This is a genomic window from Mycobacterium sp. 94-17, from assembly GCF_035617725.1.
In the GTDB taxonomy this organism is placed as follows: Bacteria; Actinomycetota; Actinomycetes; order Mycobacteriales; family Mycobacteriaceae; genus Mycobacterium.
This window is the reverse complement of the sequence record NZ_JAPIYN010000018.1, coordinates 1-14891: the sequence shown is the minus strand read 5'-3', so window position 1 is coordinate 14891 and position 14891 is coordinate 1. Positions and strand designations below refer to the sequence as shown.

Sequence of the window (14891 nt, the reverse complement as noted above, 5' to 3'; positions counted from 1 at the left end):
GAAACTGATGCAGGGCACGCCACAACAGCAGTACTTCGGACTCGCTGAGGGCAGGCATTAGCGCGTCTCCCTTCGACATGGACGACGTTGATACACGCCGGCAGCCACCTGCCTGGAAAGCGTCTTGGCGCGGTTCTTGACCGCGTCGATATCGGGGGGACTGCGGATATCCATGACCTCTCCCTCGCGTCAAGCACAGACATGGGTCTGCGCACAGCATCTGGTGCGGGGTAGAAGCCATCAGCGTCAGACGACGCGAAGTGGGCGGAGCCTCATCGCCGACCGGGAAAACCTATGGTTCACGGCTATGTTTGACCGTAGCAGAAACTCAGCGCACGGGCCCAGGCGAGGCCTGCGAGTCGCTACACCGGCATGTCCTGCACCCCTTAGAAGTCGACGGCGACGACTCGACTGGCCTCCGTCGCCAAAGCTCCCAGCGCGGCGCCGAAGGCATTGCAGTCGGCGACCGGGCCCCGCTGTCCGACTCCGGTAGCGATCCATCGCCCGCAGTGGCGCCTGACCCGACCCACCACGACGCCGTTGACGGCGACCACCCGGATGACTGGGCTGTTGGGAAACAGCCGCGTCCACGCCAGCGAGGTCGTGTGTGCCAGCCGCTCTGCGGCACGTTCCTCGCAGACTTGCCACTTTTCTCGATAGAGGATGCGTTCGGCGCATTTGACGATCTCGATATCGGGGGTACGGCGGGTATCCATGGTTCCTCCCTCGCGTCGAGCGCAGACATGGTTCTGCGCACTGCATCTGGTGCGGGGTAGAAGCCATCAGCGTCAAACGACGCGAAGTGGGCGGAGCCTCATCGCCGACCGCGAAACCTGTCATCGCGGCTGGCTTTGACGCTAGCAGGAGCCGCGCAACACCGGCTAGGCTTGAGGAGAAAGTTGGCGGTGGGACCCGCTTCCTCAACTGCGGTCACAAGTGATGGGCGACCGCCAATGGTTCCTGAGACGAGCATCGACTTGTAGCAGGAGACCATCGTGCAGTGGATCTATCAGCTAAATCGGGCGCGTGTGGTGCGCGGCGACAAGGTCATCCTCGACGATGTGACCCTCTCGTTTTTGCCGGGCGCCAAGATCGGCGTCGTCGGCCCCAATGGGGCCGGTAAATCGACACTGCTGAAGGTCATGGCTGGACTCGAGCAGCCTTCGAATGGTGACGCGCGGTTGGCGCCGGACGCCTCGGTAGGACTGTTGGCGCAGGAACCGGTGCTAGACGAGGACCAGGATGTACTGGGCAATATTAGGGGGGCCGTCGCCGACACCCAGGCGTTGCTGGCGCGCTTCGGTGACATCACCGCCCGGTTAGCCGATGAAGTCGATGACGCGTTGCTGGCCGAAATGGGCACGCTGCAAGAGCAATTGGATCTCCACCATGCGTGGGATCTCGATACTCGTCTCAACCAGGCGATGGACGCGCTGCAGTGCCCGCCACCCGATGCCGGCATCGAAGAGTTGTCCGGCGGGGAGCGACGCCGAGTAGCGCTGTGCCGCCTGCTATTACAGGAGCCCAACCTACTGTTACTTGACGAGCCAACCAACCATCTCGACGCCGAGAGTGTGCAGTGGCTGGAAGAGCATTTGGCTGCCTACCCGGGAACGGTCATCGCGGTCACACATGACCGCTACTTCCTCGACAATGTCGCCGGTTGGATTCTCGAGCTTGACCGCGGTCATGCTTACCCCTACCGGGGGAACTACGCAACCTATTTGGACACCAAGGCTGCCCGCCTACAGGTGGAGGGCCGCAAGGATGCCAAACAGCTGCGCCAGTTGCAGCGTGAATTGGAGTGGGTACGCGCGAGTGTCAAGGCGCGCCAGGCCAAAAGCAGCGCGCGACTGAACCGCTACGAAGAGATGGCGGCCGAAGCGGCCGAGACCCGCCGGCTCGACTTCGACGAGATTCACATCCCACCCGGTCCAAGACTGGGCAGTCTGGTCATCGAAGTCGAACACGTGAACAAAGGATTCGCCGACCGTCAACTCTTTGACGACTTGTCGTTTTCGTTGCCACGCAACGGCATTGTGGGCGTGATCGGCCCCAATGGTGTGGGTAAGAGCACCCTGTTTCAGATGCTCACCGGTCACGAGGAGCCCGACAGCGGCACGATCCGAATCGGTGAGACGGTGCGGATTTCATACGTGGACCAGAACCGGGCCAACATCGATCCCGGTCAGACGGCCTGGGAAGTTGTCTCGGGCGGCGATGATGTATTGCAGATCGGATCGGTGCGGGTGCCATCGCGCGCCTACATCGCCGCGTTCGGGTTCAAGGGCGCCGATCAGCAGAAGCCCGCGCGTCTGTTCTCGGGCGGCGAACGCAACCGACTCAACCTGGCGCTCACTCTCAAACAGGGGGGAAATGTGCTCCTGCTGGACGAACCCACCAACGATCTGGACACCGAAACCCTGGCATCACTGGAGAACGCCATCATGGAGTTTCCCGGCTGCGTCGTCGTCACTGCCCATGACCGGTGGTTCCTCGATCGAGTTGCCACCCACATCCTGGCCTGGGAAGGCACCGAGACATCCCCCGCACAGTGGTATTGGTTTGAGGGAAACTTCGCCGGCTACGAACAGCGCAAGGTTGCAAGGCTTGGTCCGGACGCGGCTCGGCCCCATCGTGTCACCCATCGTCGACTCACCCGCGACTGAATCAAAGCATCAGAAGGTATCTCAGACCTGAACGTGCACAACCACTATCGAGCCTCTGTCGTCAGGAGGCTCAGCCGAGCAGAGGAGCCGCGATGAACATTCGTCGTATGCAGTTGGACGTCGATAAGGCGATTACCAGACCGGATCTGTTGGAATTGGCTGCGGCGATCAACGACGTTTCCGGGGTTGAGGCGCTCAACATCACCGTCGCTGAGATTGACCTGGAAACGGTCGGTCTCGAGGTTACGGTTGAAGGTGATTCCATCGACGCCGCGCAATTGATGAGGCAGATCGAGAAGGCGGGCGCGGCGGTGCACAGCGTCGACGAGCTCGTTGTGGGCGACCGCATCATCGAACGAGTGCCTCGCACCCGGTGAATGCTCTGCTTCGCCGTCGGGCGACGCGCCTGCGGCGCTCAGGAAGGCTGGTCTTCGCGGTGGCGCTTGGCGTCTCGGATGGAATCCTCAATGCGCTCACCCTGGCGGCGGCATCAGTGCTACGTGGTGTCGGCCTGAGCCTGGGCTTGAGCCTGCAAGTCGGCACTGTCGCCCTTGTTTCGGCTGTAGTGACACTCTTCGTCGCGGAATACACGCAGAATCGACTGGCGTTGTTGCGGGCCGAACGCCAGCTGATGTTCACCCGATCCGGCCGATTGGCGGCTACGAACCTGGGTAAGGCAGTCTTTCGCGAATCGGCCTTTGCCGCGGCGGTGGCGGGAGCGGCCAGCTTCGCCGGTGCCGCACTCCCCTTGATCGTCGGGACGATGGTGCCGCGGTTTTCTTGGATCGCGCTCGTGGTGTCAGTCGCTGCCTTGGGAGGCCTGGGTGTGGTGTTGGGAACCCATGTGGGCGGTCGTCGACTCGTGTGGGCGGGCGCCCTCGTCGTCGCGGGCGTTTTGGTAACGATCGTCGGCGTGCAGGTGGACCTCGTTTGACAAGATGCCCGGTCCGCGCACCACATCACCGGCCCGCTTTGAGGTTCGCGAGGCGAAATGCACCCGGCCGTTTCCGTTGTTTTCTGATCTCTGCCACAACAAGTGGCATCACGCGCCAAACCCTTGGGCTCGAAGGGCTCGAGGCCATCCGATGAGGGCGACAACTGCGTAGCTTCTGTTTGAAGATGCGATCTCGCCCCCGGCTGCTGAGCGGTCAATTCCCCTTCGAGGCCGTTAGTCGACTGTCCTGCCGGCCGCATCTGGTGTACTGACGTGCTGCGCTGCTAGAATGACAACGACCGCAAGAATTTTCGCAGTTGGCGATGAAGCTCGCCGCTCGCGCCTGAGGCGCTGATGGCTTCTACCCTGTACCACATGCATCGCGCGGACAATGTCTGCGTCGAGGCAGGGGAGGCAGCCATGGACACTTGCGCTTTTCCGATACCGACGTCGGCGAGGACACTGCAGGAGGCTCTGACGACTGCGGCGGCAGGAGGGAACGCGCCCCGCGCTGACCGGCGTCAACCTGCTCGACGAATTGAATCCACGTGTTCCCGGGATGGTCCGATCGCTAGCTGGAAGCCGCCCGGCGGCGTCGTGGTGGGGCACGCCAGGTGCAAGCGCCGGCGCAGATCCAAGTCAGCGACTGCAGCTCGGTTCACATCGCCGGCATCGACCAATGTCAGTAATTCCACAGGAAGACTGGCGGATTCGGCTATCCGGTCGTCAGCGACCATGCAATACGCATCGTCTGTCTGAACAGGGTCCATAAGGAGACCGCGTCGAAGATGTATGTATTGACCGTCACGAATTTCGCCGACACCTGCACCGGCCGTTCGCGCACAGTCTCGGTCTACGACAGCTATGAGGCTGCGTGTGCGGCTGCCGGAGGGTCGGCATCCGTAGACAATCTCACGGTTGACACGCGGCATTGCTCGAGGGCGGGTGCGGAAGTGTCCGCCGCTGATGGGGTGTTCGTCGACGTCGATGGCGTGGCGCTGTTCGGGTTTCGCATCATGCGTGAGTTCTGACTGGACCCCGCTTTTGGGTGGTCAGGACGGCGATCTCTGGGGCAGTTGAGCATCGGCCGTTGGTGTCGCCGAGCGTGCACCACGGCGTCGGATCCGACTCCTTGCAGACCACGGTCGAGCCGTCAGCGCGGCAGCAGACCGAACACGCAATCGGGGGCCTCGGCGGCAACCTCCGCCAGCCGGTTGTACTTCGCGACACGCTCGCCGCGTGCCGGTGCGCCGGATTTAATTTGCCCACAACCGGATCCGACGGCTAGATCAGCGATGAAAGCGTCACAGGTTTCACCCGAACGGTGCGAAATCATCGCTCCGTAGCCGGCTTCGCGGCACACCTGCAGCGCCTCCATCGTCTCACTGACCGTGCCGATCTGATTGACCTTGATCAACGCCGCGTTGGCGATTCCGGCGCCGATCGCCGAACGGATGAGCGCCGGATCGGTGACGAAGTTGTCGTCGCCCACCAATTGGATGCTCTCACCCAGCCGTTCGGTCAACGCGCGCCAGCCGTCGGCGTCCGACTCCCCCATGCCGTCCTCAATGCTCCAGATCGGGAATTCCTCCACCATTTGCGCATACCGGTCTATCAGCTCGCCACTCGAAAGCGATTGACCACCAACCTCGTAGCTGCCGTCACGGTGGAATTCGCTGGCCGCCGGGTCCAACGCAATCGCCACCCCGGAAAGCCCAGCCGTGTAGCCAGCCGCTGTGATCGCCTCGACGAGCAGCGTGAGCACCTCCTCCGGGGATGCGATATCAGGCGCGAAGCCGCCCTCGTCACCCAAACCTGTGCCGAACCCGCGCTCATGCAGTGTGGCGCGCAACCGCGCATAGACCTCAGCCCCGGCGCGAATCGCCTCAGGCAACGAGGGAGCACCCACCGGGGCGATCATGAACTCCTGAAATTCCAACGGATTTGGGGCGTGCACACCGCCGTTTATCACGTTGAAATGCGGCACCGGCAAGCGCGGCGTCACGCCGTCGGGTGTCAGCCACCGCCACAACGGTTGCTGAGACTCGGCGGCGAACGCGCGCGCTGCCGCCATCGACACACCAACGATCGCGTTGGCGCCCAGCCGCGACTTGTTCGGCGTACCATCCAGCCGCATCAGCTCGGTATCGAGCTGCTCGAGGGTGTCGAACGCGCGGCCCACTATCGCGTCGGCGATCGCGCTGCCGACATGTGACACCGCTTGAGTAACACCACGGCCGCCGTACCGCGCCGCGTCACCGTCGCGCAGCTCGACCGCTTCCCCGCTGCCGGTGGATGCCCCCGACGGCACACCGGCGCGGACCTCGCGGCCATTGGACAACACCATCCGTACCGACACGGTGGGACGCCCGCGCGAATCGAGCATCTCCATCGCCGAAACGGCCGAAAACCTTACCGACATAACGGTTCTCCTGCATCGAGCCGACCAGGGACCGTTGGCGCGCAACCACAGCAGTTTCCGCGGCGCCGCGATTCTGGCGAGCCCCACCGCCATCGGACACAAACACTACCAGCGGGGGCAAGTAGCCGGTTACGGCATCGGGAGACACCTCGACGATGCGGAGTTGTAGCGAACTCCACCACAATCGGGTATCGACGACTCATCACATGCGCATCCTGGGGCGTAGTATTTCGGCGAAGGGACGAGCCCGAGCGTTGTCCCCATCGGGGCGATGTGAAAGCGCTTGTATACCAACACTTGAGGAGCGGCAGTGGATGAAGACTGTCTGAAACTCACCACATATTTGGCCGAGCGCCGGCGGACAGACGACGGCTTTGTCTCAGATGTGCTGCTCGGGCTGTATGAGCAGCACCGCATTGCTTGTAGCGTCGTCCTGCGCGGCATCAGCGGGTTCGGCACCATGCGCCTGTTACGCACCGACGAGTCCTTGACGCTGTCAGAGGATCCGCCCGTCGCCATCATTGCGGTCGACACCAGAACGAAGATCGAGCCGCTGCTCAACCCGGTGCTGTCCATCAAGCAACGCGGCCTGGCGACCCTGGAGCGCGCACGGTTGCTGCGCGACGATATCGCGCCTGCCGAGCTACCCGACGATCTGCGCGAAGCCGTCAAGTTGACGATTTATGTGGGACGCAAGGAACGCGTTTACGGGGTGCCGGCTTATATCGCGATCTGCGATTTGCTGTATCGGCGACGAATCGCCGGTGTGACGGTGCTGCTGGGGGTCGACGGCGTATCTCAGGGACAACGGCAACGCGCCCACTTCCTCAGCCGCAATGCCGACGTTCCGATGATGATCATGGCCGTCGGTTCTGGCGGCCACATCGGTCGCGTGCTGCCGGAGATTGGTGGGCTACTCCGTAGACCCATGTTCACCCTCGAGCGGGTCCGCGTGTGCAAGCGCGACGGTCAGTTACTGGAACGACCGCATGCCCTGCCCGGCGTGGACGAACATGGCCTTCCACTGTGGCAGAAGTTGACTATCTACACCTCCGAGGCGGCGCACCACAATGGTGCACCGATTCACCGCGCGATCGTCCAGCGGTTGCTCCAGGCCAAGACCGCCGATGGCGCGACCGTGTTACGCGGCGTCTGGGGTTTCCACGGGGATCACCAGCCTCACGGCGACAAACTGCTGTCGCTGACCCGCCGCGTACCCGTCGTCACCATCGTCATCGACACTCCAGCAAACATCGCCGCGTCCTTCGACATCATCGACGAATTGACGACGAACGAGGGCTTGGTGACCAGTGAAATGGTTCCGGCGCTGGTCTCCGACGAGGGCGACAGCGGACACTGGCTGCCGCGCATGGCTCAGCACCCCTACTAGGTCAGCCGGCGACGGAGGCTTCGTAGATGGACTGGATCGCCTTGTCCAGGGTGGCGTTGAATTGCTCGTCGGACTGGTCGGCGGTCAGGCCCTCGGTCAGAGCCCGGCTGAAGCTGGCGATCAAACCCGTGTTCTTCGCCAGCAACTCGTTGGCTTCCTCGCGGGAGTAACCACCGGAAAGGGCGACTACTCGCATCACCTTCGGATGCTCTATCAGCGGACGGTAGAAGTTGACCTCGGTCGGCAGGCTCAGCTTGAGCATGACCCGCTGGCCTTCGGGCACCGCGTCGAGCTGCTTGGTGATCGCGTCGCGCAGGATGCCTTCGGCCTGCGCCTTGTCCGAAATCGAGATGGTGACCTCGGGTTCGATGATAGGCACCAATCCGTGCGAGAGCACCTGGTGGCCCAGCTCGAACTGCTGGGCGACCACCGCCGCGATGCCAGCGGGGTTGGCGCCGCCGATCACCGACCGCTCCTTGGTGCCGAAAACCCCCAAGCCGGCAGCTCGGTCCAGCAGCTCATCGAGGCCCGGGATCGGCTTCATCAGCTGGACGTCGTCCGACGCCTCAGCCAGACCCTTGTCGATCTTGAGGATGGGCACCACGCCCTTGGTCTCCCACAGATAGGTGGTCGATGGCTTGCCCGCGATCTCACGGTCCATGGTCTGCTCGAACAGGATCGCCGCCAGCACGCGGTCACCGGTGAACGCCGGAGACGTGATGATCCGTGAGCGCATCTGGTGGATCAGGTCGAACATCTCCGTCTCGGAGGAATACGCACCGTCCTCGATGCCGTAGAGGCGCAGCGCCTTGGGCGTCGAGCCGCCGCTCTGGTCGAGCGCTGCGATGAAGCCCTTCCCCGACGTCATTCGGTCCGCTTGCTGCTGGTTCGACATTGGACTCTCCCCGTTCCTCGTGGCCCTCACGGGCACAGCGCGCACGGCCGGCGACCAGGCGCACGCTCAAGTCAGAATCGTGCCGATCATATTCGGCCACGTCGCGCCCGAGCAGGCAGGTCGTCAGACTGCGATCTGGGCCTCAGTCTCCGCCTGCCTGCCCGGTGGCGGCTTTGGGTGCACCACCGCTCCGTGCGGTCGAGAAGCGATCGCGGGCTGCACCAGCAACACGCCCGAGGGTAGGTGCTCCGAGCACATCACGGCCAACTTCCGCGCCGGCCGTCACACCTGCGGACGACACCACGGCACCGGAAATCGTTCGGCGTTTTGAGCGGGATGCACCGCGTGTCCTACCATTGACTAAACACTTGTATCTGTAGCTGCTTTTAGTAGTGCGGATCGACGGGGTGCGTCTCCTCCGTAGGCAAACGTGTTACCGAGGGGTTGAATCAGCAGCCCCCGGATATGGCAGTGGCTGTTTCAGAGCTAGCGGTGTCCCGCACGGGACCGAATGTGAGTGATAGACCATGGGCGAGCAATCCGGCGACTTCGTCGATCCAACCGCTTTTGAAGTGGGCAAACACCAGGTAGACCAGGCTATTGTGCTCACCGTGTCCGGGGAAGTCGACATGCTCAGCTCGCCGCTGCTGGCCGACGCCATTCAGACCGCGGCAGCCACCAAGCCCGCGGCCCTGATCGTCGATCTAACTAAGGTCGGTTTTCTGGCCTCGGCCGGGATGACCGTCCTGGTGACCGCTCAGGCCGAGATTGAGCCGCCGACGCAGTTCGCGGTGGTCGCCAACGGCTCGGCCACCAGCCGTCCGATCAAACTGATGGGAATCGACAGCGTGCTCTCGCTCTACAGCACCCTCGACGGTGCACTGAGCGGTCTTGCCGGTGAGTGAGCATCGACGAGGTGGAGACACAGCTGGGGACGATGGGCCGCTCTGATCAGCCGCATAACGTGTCGAACATCGATGACCGATCCCGCTTCGTGCGGACGCGAGTGGCCGCCGATGCACGCAACGCGGCCCAGACCCGCGCCGAGTTCGGGGTGTGGCTCGAACGACATTTCTCGCTGGATGGCGACCGCTTCAGTGATCTGCTCCTGGCGGTGAACGAGGCGATCGCCAATGCCGCGGAATTCGCCTACATCGACGCCGCCGAGCGCGGGACGGTCGACGTCCGGGCGGCCTACGACGTCGATTCGGACACCCTGGCGGTGTCCGTCGACGACCGTGGCCGGTGGCGGCAGAAAATGCCGGTCCAGTACCAGCAGCAGATGCGCGGCCGCGGAATCCCGCTGATGGAGGCGCTCGCCGACGGCGTCGCCATCGACCGCACGCAGCAAGGCACCCGCGTCACGCTGACCTGGAACCGCCTAACGCGGCCGGCGTAGAACGCCCGCTCAGTCCGGCTTCGCCAGAACCTGCTGGATACATCCTTCGCGCGGCAGCACCGGAGCATCGTCGGGGATTCATCCATCCCGAGTGCGGTGAGCCCGGCGCCGGTAGCGAGGCGCCCAAGACGTTGTGCTGCAATGTGATTCATCGCGCTCGAAAAGCTGTTGAGAGCACAGCACCGCGACGGACTCGTAAATGAGGATGGATCGATATGAAACCTTCCGTGGGACAAGCCATTTCTCTCCTCGGCTTGGCCGCTCACCTGGCTCGGGGTGCGGGCCGGGTGGCCGCCGACGCGGTCGTGGGAGACAGGTTCGGTCTACCGCGCACGGTCGACGGAATAGATCCCGCGGTGCTTTCCCGGGTCATGGGAACCACCGTTCGGTCGATCCGCGTTTTGAGCCGGGACGCGGGGACGTCCTCGCGTGGCCGGCTGGTGCTGACAGGCACAAACGTCCCCGAATCGGTGTTCGTCAAGGTCGCGGCCCAGACTGCCGCCACCCGGTTGATGGGCGAACTCGGACGCCTCGGGCATACCGAGGTGCGGTTCTACCGTGAGCTCGCTCGGCGTGTCTCCGGCGTCCCCTCTTGTTACGGCGCAACGTTCGACGCCTGGACGGGCCGGTACCTGCTGGTCCTGGAGGACCTGCCGGCCGAATCATGCGAATTTCCGGATACCTTGCACCCGTTGTCGGCCGATCAGGCGAGTTCGATCATTGAGCTGCTGGCCGAACTGCACGCCGCGTTCTGGGGCCGTCTGCGGCACGATGGGCAGGGTCCGACGGGATGGCTGTATACGCCGTCGGGCGACGTCACTTCGCTGTTGACCGGTTCCCTGATGCACACCTCCATCAAGCGTCTCGCCGAGCGCACCACCATGCCGGTCGGCACGGGCCGCTTCATCGCTGACAACTACCGCGCCGTCGCCACGATCACCGACCGGCCGCCGCACACCGTCATGCATGGCGACGCCCACCCGGGCAACATGTACTTCCACGGCGGCAAGGCCGGGCTGCTGGACTGGCAGGCAGTGCGCCGGGGCCACCCCTCGCGCGAAATCGCCTACACCTTGATCACCAGCCTGACGCCGGAGGACCGCCAGGCCAGCCAGCGTGAACTGCTCGACGACTACCGGCGGGCGCTGAGGGCGGCCGGTGGACCCGAGTTGGACCGCGACGACCTGTGGCTGCGGTTCCGCCAGGGCGCGCTCTACGCATACGTCGCGCCCCTGATCACGGCCGGAATGGGCGGAATGCAGGTCGAAAACATCGCGATGGAAGGCCTGCGGCGTGGCGTGGCGGCGCTCGACGACCTGGATACCGTCGCCGCCCTCAAGCGCTCCCTGTAACACCGGCCCAATTGAGCCGAGGCTATTGCCTTCGTCACAGTAAGAGTTACGCTACTAACCGTAGCGAAATGCTGGCGCCTCGACCGGCATGCCCTCGCAGACATCCCACGACGGCGAAGAGGAGTCTCATGTTCGACCTGAAGATCATCGGTGGCACGGTCGTCGACGGAACGGGCGCCCAACGCTATCTCGCCGACATCGGCATCCGCCACGGCAAGATCGTCGACGTCGTGCGCCGCGCCGCCGACGGCCCCACGATGGGCGGGGAGGCGGCCGAAACCATCGACGCGACAGGGCATGTGGTGGCGCCCGGCTTCGTCGACATCCACACCCACTACGACGGCCAGGTCAGCTGGGACGGCCTGCTGGAACCGTCCAGCGGCCATGGCGTCACCACGATCGTCACCGGCAACTGCGGGGTCGGCTTCGCGCCGGTGCGCCCCGGCACCCAGGATTGGCTGATCAAGCTGATGGAGGGCGTCGAGGACATCCCGGGCACCGCGCTGACCGAGGGCATCACCTGGGACTGGGAAACCTATCCCGAATACCTCGACGCAATCGGCAAGCAGCAGTTCTCCATCGACGTCGGCAGCCAGATCGCGCACGGCGCCGTCCGCGCGTACGCCATGGGCGAACGCGGCGCCCGCAACGAACCCGCCACGCCAGAGGACATCGAGGCGATGAGCAGGCTCGTCCGGGAAGGCATCGAGGCCGGCGCCCTGGGCTTCTCGACGTCGCGCACGCTGGCCCACACCGCGATGGACGGCGAACCGGTGCCCGGCACGTTCGCCGCCGAGGAGGAGCTGTTCGGCCTGGGCCGCGCGATGGCGGCCGGCGGCCAGGCGGTGTTCGAGCTGGCACCGCAGGGTGCGGCGGGCGAGGACATCGTCGGACCCAAGAAAGAACTCGACTGGATGCGGCGGCTGAGCGCCGAGATCGACCGGCCGGTGTCCTTCGCGCTGATCCAGGTGGACGCCGACCCGAACCTGTGGCGCGAGCAGCTCGACGTCTCGGCCGCCGCAGCCGCCGAGGGCGCTCGGCTGCACCCGCAGATCGCGTCGCGCCCGTTCGGCATGATGATCGGCTTCCAAGGGCACCACGGCTTCACGCATCGGCCCACCTACCGCAGGCTCAAGGCGGAATGCAGCCGCGAGGAACTCGCCCAACGGCTGGCCGAGCCGGCCGTCAAAGCCGCGATCCTGGCCGAGGACGACCTGCCCGTCGACCCGTCGCAGATATTCGACGGCATGTTCGCGATGGTGCAGCACTCACTGGGCCGGCTCTACGCGATCGGCAACCCGCCGGACTACGAACCCACGCCCGACCGCACGGTGGCCGCGATCGCCAAGGAACGCGGCGAGGACCCGCTGTCGACCCTCTACGACCTGATGCTCGAGCGGGACGCGACATCGATGCTGATGCTGCCGCTGTTCAACTACGCGGACGGCAACTGCGACGCGATTCGCGAGATGATGCTGCACCCGGCCGGGGTGCTGGGCCTGTCCGACGGCGGCGCGCATTGTGGAATGATCTGCGACGCTTCGTATCCCACCTTCCTGCTGACACACTGGACGCGCGACCGCCGCCGGGGCGAGAAGCTGTCGCTGGAGTACGTCATCCGCAAACAGTCCCGCGACACCGCGCGGTTGTTCGGTCTCACCGACCGCGGCACCATCGAGCGCGGTAAGAAGGCCGACCTGAACGTGATCGACATGGACGCGCTGAGGCTGCACCCCGCGGCCATGGCCTTCGACCTACCGGCCGGCGGACGCCGAATCCTGCAGGGTGCCAGTGGCTATGCGGCCACTATCGTCAGCGGGACCGTCACCCGTCGGAAGGACGTAGACACCGGGGCGCGCCCGGGCCGCCTGGTCCGCGGAGCGCGCTGAGAGACATGCCTGTTGCCGGAAATCCGGCGCGCGCCCACGTCCCGGAGGACGCGATCGGCGTCCCGCCCGCGTCGCCGACCCTGGTGCCGGCCGAGCGGTACTACTCGCCGGCGTTCGCCGCGCTCGAGGTCGAGCGGATGTGGCCGAAGGTGTGGCAGGTCGCCTGCATGGTCGACCACGTGGCGCAACCGGGCGACTACTTCGAATACCGTTGCGGCCCATACGGAGTGCTGATAATTCGCGGCGACGACGGGGTGCTGCGCGCCTTCCAGAACGCCTGTCGGCATCGCGGTAACTCGCTGTGCGTGGGCTCGGGCTCGGGGCTCCGCGAGCTCAAGTGCGGCTATCACGGCTGGACCTGGGACCTGGCCGGCACGCTGAAACGGGTGCCCAACCGCAAGGGGTTCGGTGCGCTGCGCATGTCCGACTTTCCGTTGCTGCCGGCGCGGGTCGAGACCTCCGCGGGCATGGTCTTCGTCAACCTCGACGTCGATGCGATGCCGTTGACGGACTACCTGGACGCGGTTCCCGACGACATCGCCTGGTGCCACATCGAGGACTTCCGCTGCTACGCAACGCTGACCGTGGACGTCGAGGCCAACTGGAAGACGATCGCCGACGGCTACAGCGAGACCTACCACATTCAGACGCTGCACCCGGAGTTACTACGTTGCGTCGACGATATCCACGCGCCACAACAGATTTGGATTCATGCGGGCAAGTCCGACCAGCCCTACGGCGTGCCGAGCCCGCGTTTCGAGGGCGCACTCAGCGACGAAGAGGTCTGGGACGCTTACGTTTACACCCAGGGCATGTTGATGGGCGCGGCCGAGGGCACCCCGATTCGCGCGGACCGGCAGCCGGGTCAGACGGTGCCCGACCTGATCGCCTCGCGCACCCGCGAGTTCGCGGCCGGGCGCGGGGTGGATCTGGGCTGGGCCGACACCGACCGGGTCACCCGGTTGCATCAATACAATGTGTTCCCGAACATGACGTTCCTGGTCAACGCCGACCACCTGACGATCATGACCTCGCGGCCCGGCGCGGACCCGGATCACGGTGAGCTGACGATGTTTTTGACCGCTCGGATGGCCCCCGGTGCGCCGTACAACAAGCCGGCCGACATGCGGATGACGGCTGATGAGGCCGAACCCGGCATCGTGCTGACCCAGGACCTCAAGGTGCTGCCGGGTCTGCAGCGTGGGCTGCATCAGCCCGGGCTGACCCACTTGGTGCTCTCCAACGAGGAACGCCGGGTGATCAATATGCACCGCAATCTGGAGCGCTACCTCGACCTGCCCGAGTCGGAGCGGATGACCGGCGGCTGAAGATTTTCGCGCGCGGGCCTGCCTTGGGTTCGTGCGGAGCGGTTTGGCTGCCGTCCCGAATTATTCTGTACCCCAGCGGTTTTGGACTTCGATACCGTGTGGGGTGACCGGGCTAGTTGGTGGCCGGGGGTGGTTGGGGTTGGAAGGGTTGATACCACCACCATTGGGCGCGTTCGCCGGTAGGCCCCGGGCACGGCGCCACCGCGGGCGGGGGCTGGGTGGGTGGACGCGCCAGCGATCCCGGGCTCAGCACCCGGCCGTCATCGTCGGTCACCAGCAGTGCGTCGGCGGGCCCGGTCAAGGTGATCGCGCCGCGATGATGCAACCGGTGGTGATACGGGCAGACCAGCACCAGATTGGCCAACTCGGTGGGGCCGCCGTCCTCCCAATGCCGCAGGTGATGGGCGTGCAAACCCCGGGTCGCGCCACAACCCGGAACCACACAGCTGCGGTCGCGATACTCCAGCGCCCGGCGCAGCCGCCGGCTGATCACCCGCGTCGCCCGCCCGGCACCCAGGGGCTCACCGGCCCGCTCGAACCACACCTCCGCGGTGGCCTCGCAGGTCACATAGCGGCGCTCGGCATCAGAGAGCAGCGCACCCCGATGCAAGGC

At 64.9% G+C, this 14891-nt stretch carries 15 protein-coding genes and 1 riboswitch; of the genes, 11 read left to right on the top strand and 4 right to left on the bottom strand.

Going from position 1 to position 14891, the window contains the following annotated elements; translation table 11 throughout:
* Positions 1–386: 386 nt before the first annotated feature.
* Positions 387–716 (bottom strand): hypothetical protein, encoded by a 330-nt coding sequence (locus OQ789_RS19345; protein ID WP_324687714.1) that lies wholly within the window; start codon positions 714–716, stop codon positions 387–389.
* A 276-nt stretch (positions 717–992) separates the two neighbouring features.
* On the opposite strand from OQ789_RS19345, the gene ettA reads away from it, so the two are divergent.
* From ettA to OQ789_RS19325, 4 genes are all read left to right on the top strand, one after another.
* Complete coding sequence (gene ettA, locus OQ789_RS19340; RefSeq protein WP_324687806.1) at positions 993–2669, top strand: energy-dependent translational throttle protein EttA; 1677 nt, start codon at positions 993–995, stop codon at positions 2667–2669.
* A gap of 107 nt (positions 2670–2776) precedes the next feature.
* Positions 2777–3046, top strand: coding sequence for a DUF211 domain-containing protein (locus OQ789_RS19335; RefSeq protein ID WP_324687712.1), 270 nt, complete (start codon positions 2777–2779; stop codon positions 3044–3046).
* 59 nt (positions 3047–3105) lie between these two features.
* The gene (locus OQ789_RS19330; protein ID WP_324687710.1) at positions 3106–3603 is read left to right on the top strand and encodes a hypothetical protein; all 498 of its coding nucleotides are present in this window, start codon (positions 3106–3108) and stop codon (positions 3601–3603) included.
* Positions 3604–3913: 310 nt separating this feature from the next.
* A riboswitch (Fluoride riboswitch) is annotated at positions 3914–3974 on the top strand.
* 417 nt (positions 3975–4391) lie between these two features.
* Positions 4392–4634, top strand: coding sequence for a hypothetical protein (locus OQ789_RS19325; RefSeq protein ID WP_324687709.1), 243 nt, complete (start codon positions 4392–4394; stop codon positions 4632–4634).
* A gap of 122 nt (positions 4635–4756) precedes the next feature.
* Here OQ789_RS19325 and eno read toward each other — a convergent pair whose 3' ends face one another.
* Positions 4757–5989, bottom strand: coding sequence for a phosphopyruvate hydratase (gene eno / locus OQ789_RS19320; protein ID WP_324687805.1), 1233 nt, complete (start codon positions 5987–5989; stop codon positions 4757–4759).
* Here eno and OQ789_RS19315 point away from each other — a divergent pair.
* Positions 5895–6194: a hypothetical protein gene (locus OQ789_RS19315; RefSeq protein ID WP_324687820.1), complete on the top strand. Its 300-nt coding sequence runs from the start codon at positions 5895–5897 to the stop codon at positions 6192–6194. The genes eno and OQ789_RS19315 overlap by 95 nt on opposite strands.
* 141 nt (positions 6195–6335) lie before the next feature.
* Entirely contained in the window at positions 6336–7415 is a 1080-nt protein-coding gene (locus OQ789_RS19310; protein WP_324687708.1) for a DUF190 domain-containing protein, read from the top strand.
* A gap of 1 nt (position 7416) precedes the next feature.
* Here OQ789_RS19310 and OQ789_RS19305 read toward each other — a convergent pair whose 3' ends face one another.
* The gene (locus tag OQ789_RS19305) at positions 7417–8310 is read right to left on the bottom strand and encodes a fructose bisphosphate aldolase (RefSeq protein WP_324687707.1); all 894 of its coding nucleotides are present in this window, start codon (positions 8308–8310) and stop codon (positions 7417–7419) included.
* Positions 8311–8837: 527 nt separating this feature from the next.
* On the opposite strand from OQ789_RS19305, the gene OQ789_RS19300 reads away from it, so the two are divergent.
* The 5 genes from OQ789_RS19300 (at position 8838) to OQ789_RS19280 (ending at position 14278) form a co-directional block, all read left to right on the top strand.
* Positions 8838–9215 carry an STAS domain-containing protein gene (locus tag OQ789_RS19300; RefSeq protein ID WP_324687706.1) on the top strand — a complete coding sequence of 126 codons (378 nt, stop codon included), beginning with the start codon at positions 8838–8840 and terminating at the stop codon, positions 9213–9215.
* A 59-nt stretch (positions 9216–9274) separates the two neighbouring features.
* On the top strand, positions 9275–9709 hold the full coding sequence (locus OQ789_RS19295; protein WP_324687803.1) for an ATP-binding protein: 435 nt from the start codon (positions 9275–9277) through the stop codon (positions 9707–9709).
* A 215-nt stretch (positions 9710–9924) separates the two neighbouring features.
* Positions 9925–11061, top strand: coding sequence for a phosphotransferase (locus OQ789_RS19290; protein ID WP_324687705.1), 1137 nt, complete (start codon positions 9925–9927; stop codon positions 11059–11061).
* Positions 11062–11189: 128 nt separating this feature from the next.
* A complete protein-coding gene (locus OQ789_RS19285; RefSeq protein WP_324687704.1) occupies positions 11190–12950 on the top strand; it encodes an N-acyl-D-amino-acid deacylase family protein in 1761 nt (586 codons plus the stop codon).
* Positions 12951–12955: 5 nt separating this feature from the next.
* Positions 12956–14278 carry an aromatic ring-hydroxylating dioxygenase subunit alpha gene (locus OQ789_RS19280; RefSeq protein ID WP_324687703.1) on the top strand — a complete coding sequence of 441 codons (1323 nt, stop codon included), beginning with the start codon at positions 12956–12958 and terminating at the stop codon, positions 14276–14278.
* Positions 14279–14390: 112 nt separating this feature from the next.
* Here the strand turns inward: OQ789_RS19280 and OQ789_RS19275 are convergent.
* Positions 14391–14891 (bottom strand): HNH endonuclease signature motif containing protein (locus tag OQ789_RS19275; protein WP_324687702.1); only part of this gene is annotated, 501 nt, incomplete at its 5' end.

What these genes read in the sequence shown, in the direction of transcription:
- OQ789_RS19300 (WP_324687706.1), top strand. Translation starts at nt 8,838, where the DNA reads ATGGGCGAGCAATCCGGCGACTTCGTCGATCCAACCGCTTTTGAAGTG.
- eno (WP_324687805.1), bottom strand. Translation starts at nt 5,989, where the DNA reads ATGCTCGATTCGCGCGGGCGTCCCACCGTGTCGGTACGGATGGTGTTG.
- OQ789_RS19345 (WP_324687714.1), bottom strand. Translation starts at nt 716, where the DNA reads ATGGATACCCGCCGTACCCCCGATATCGAGATCGTCAAATGCGCCGAA.
- OQ789_RS19325 (WP_324687709.1), top strand. Translation starts at nt 4,392, where the DNA reads ATGTATGTATTGACCGTCACGAATTTCGCCGACACCTGCACCGGCCGT.
- OQ789_RS19285 (WP_324687704.1), top strand. Translation starts at nt 11,190, where the DNA reads ATGTTCGACCTGAAGATCATCGGTGGCACGGTCGTCGACGGAACGGGC.
- OQ789_RS19305 (WP_324687707.1), bottom strand. Translation starts at nt 8,310, where the DNA reads ATGTCGAACCAGCAGCAAGCGGACCGAATGACGTCGGGGAAGGGCTTC.
- OQ789_RS19280 (WP_324687703.1), top strand. Translation starts at nt 12,956, where the DNA reads ATGCCTGTTGCCGGAAATCCGGCGCGCGCCCACGTCCCGGAGGACGCG.
- OQ789_RS19335 (WP_324687712.1), top strand. Translation starts at nt 2,777, where the DNA reads ATGCAGTTGGACGTCGATAAGGCGATTACCAGACCGGATCTGTTGGAA.
- OQ789_RS19290 (WP_324687705.1), top strand. Translation starts at nt 9,925, where the DNA reads ATGAAACCTTCCGTGGGACAAGCCATTTCTCTCCTCGGCTTGGCCGCT.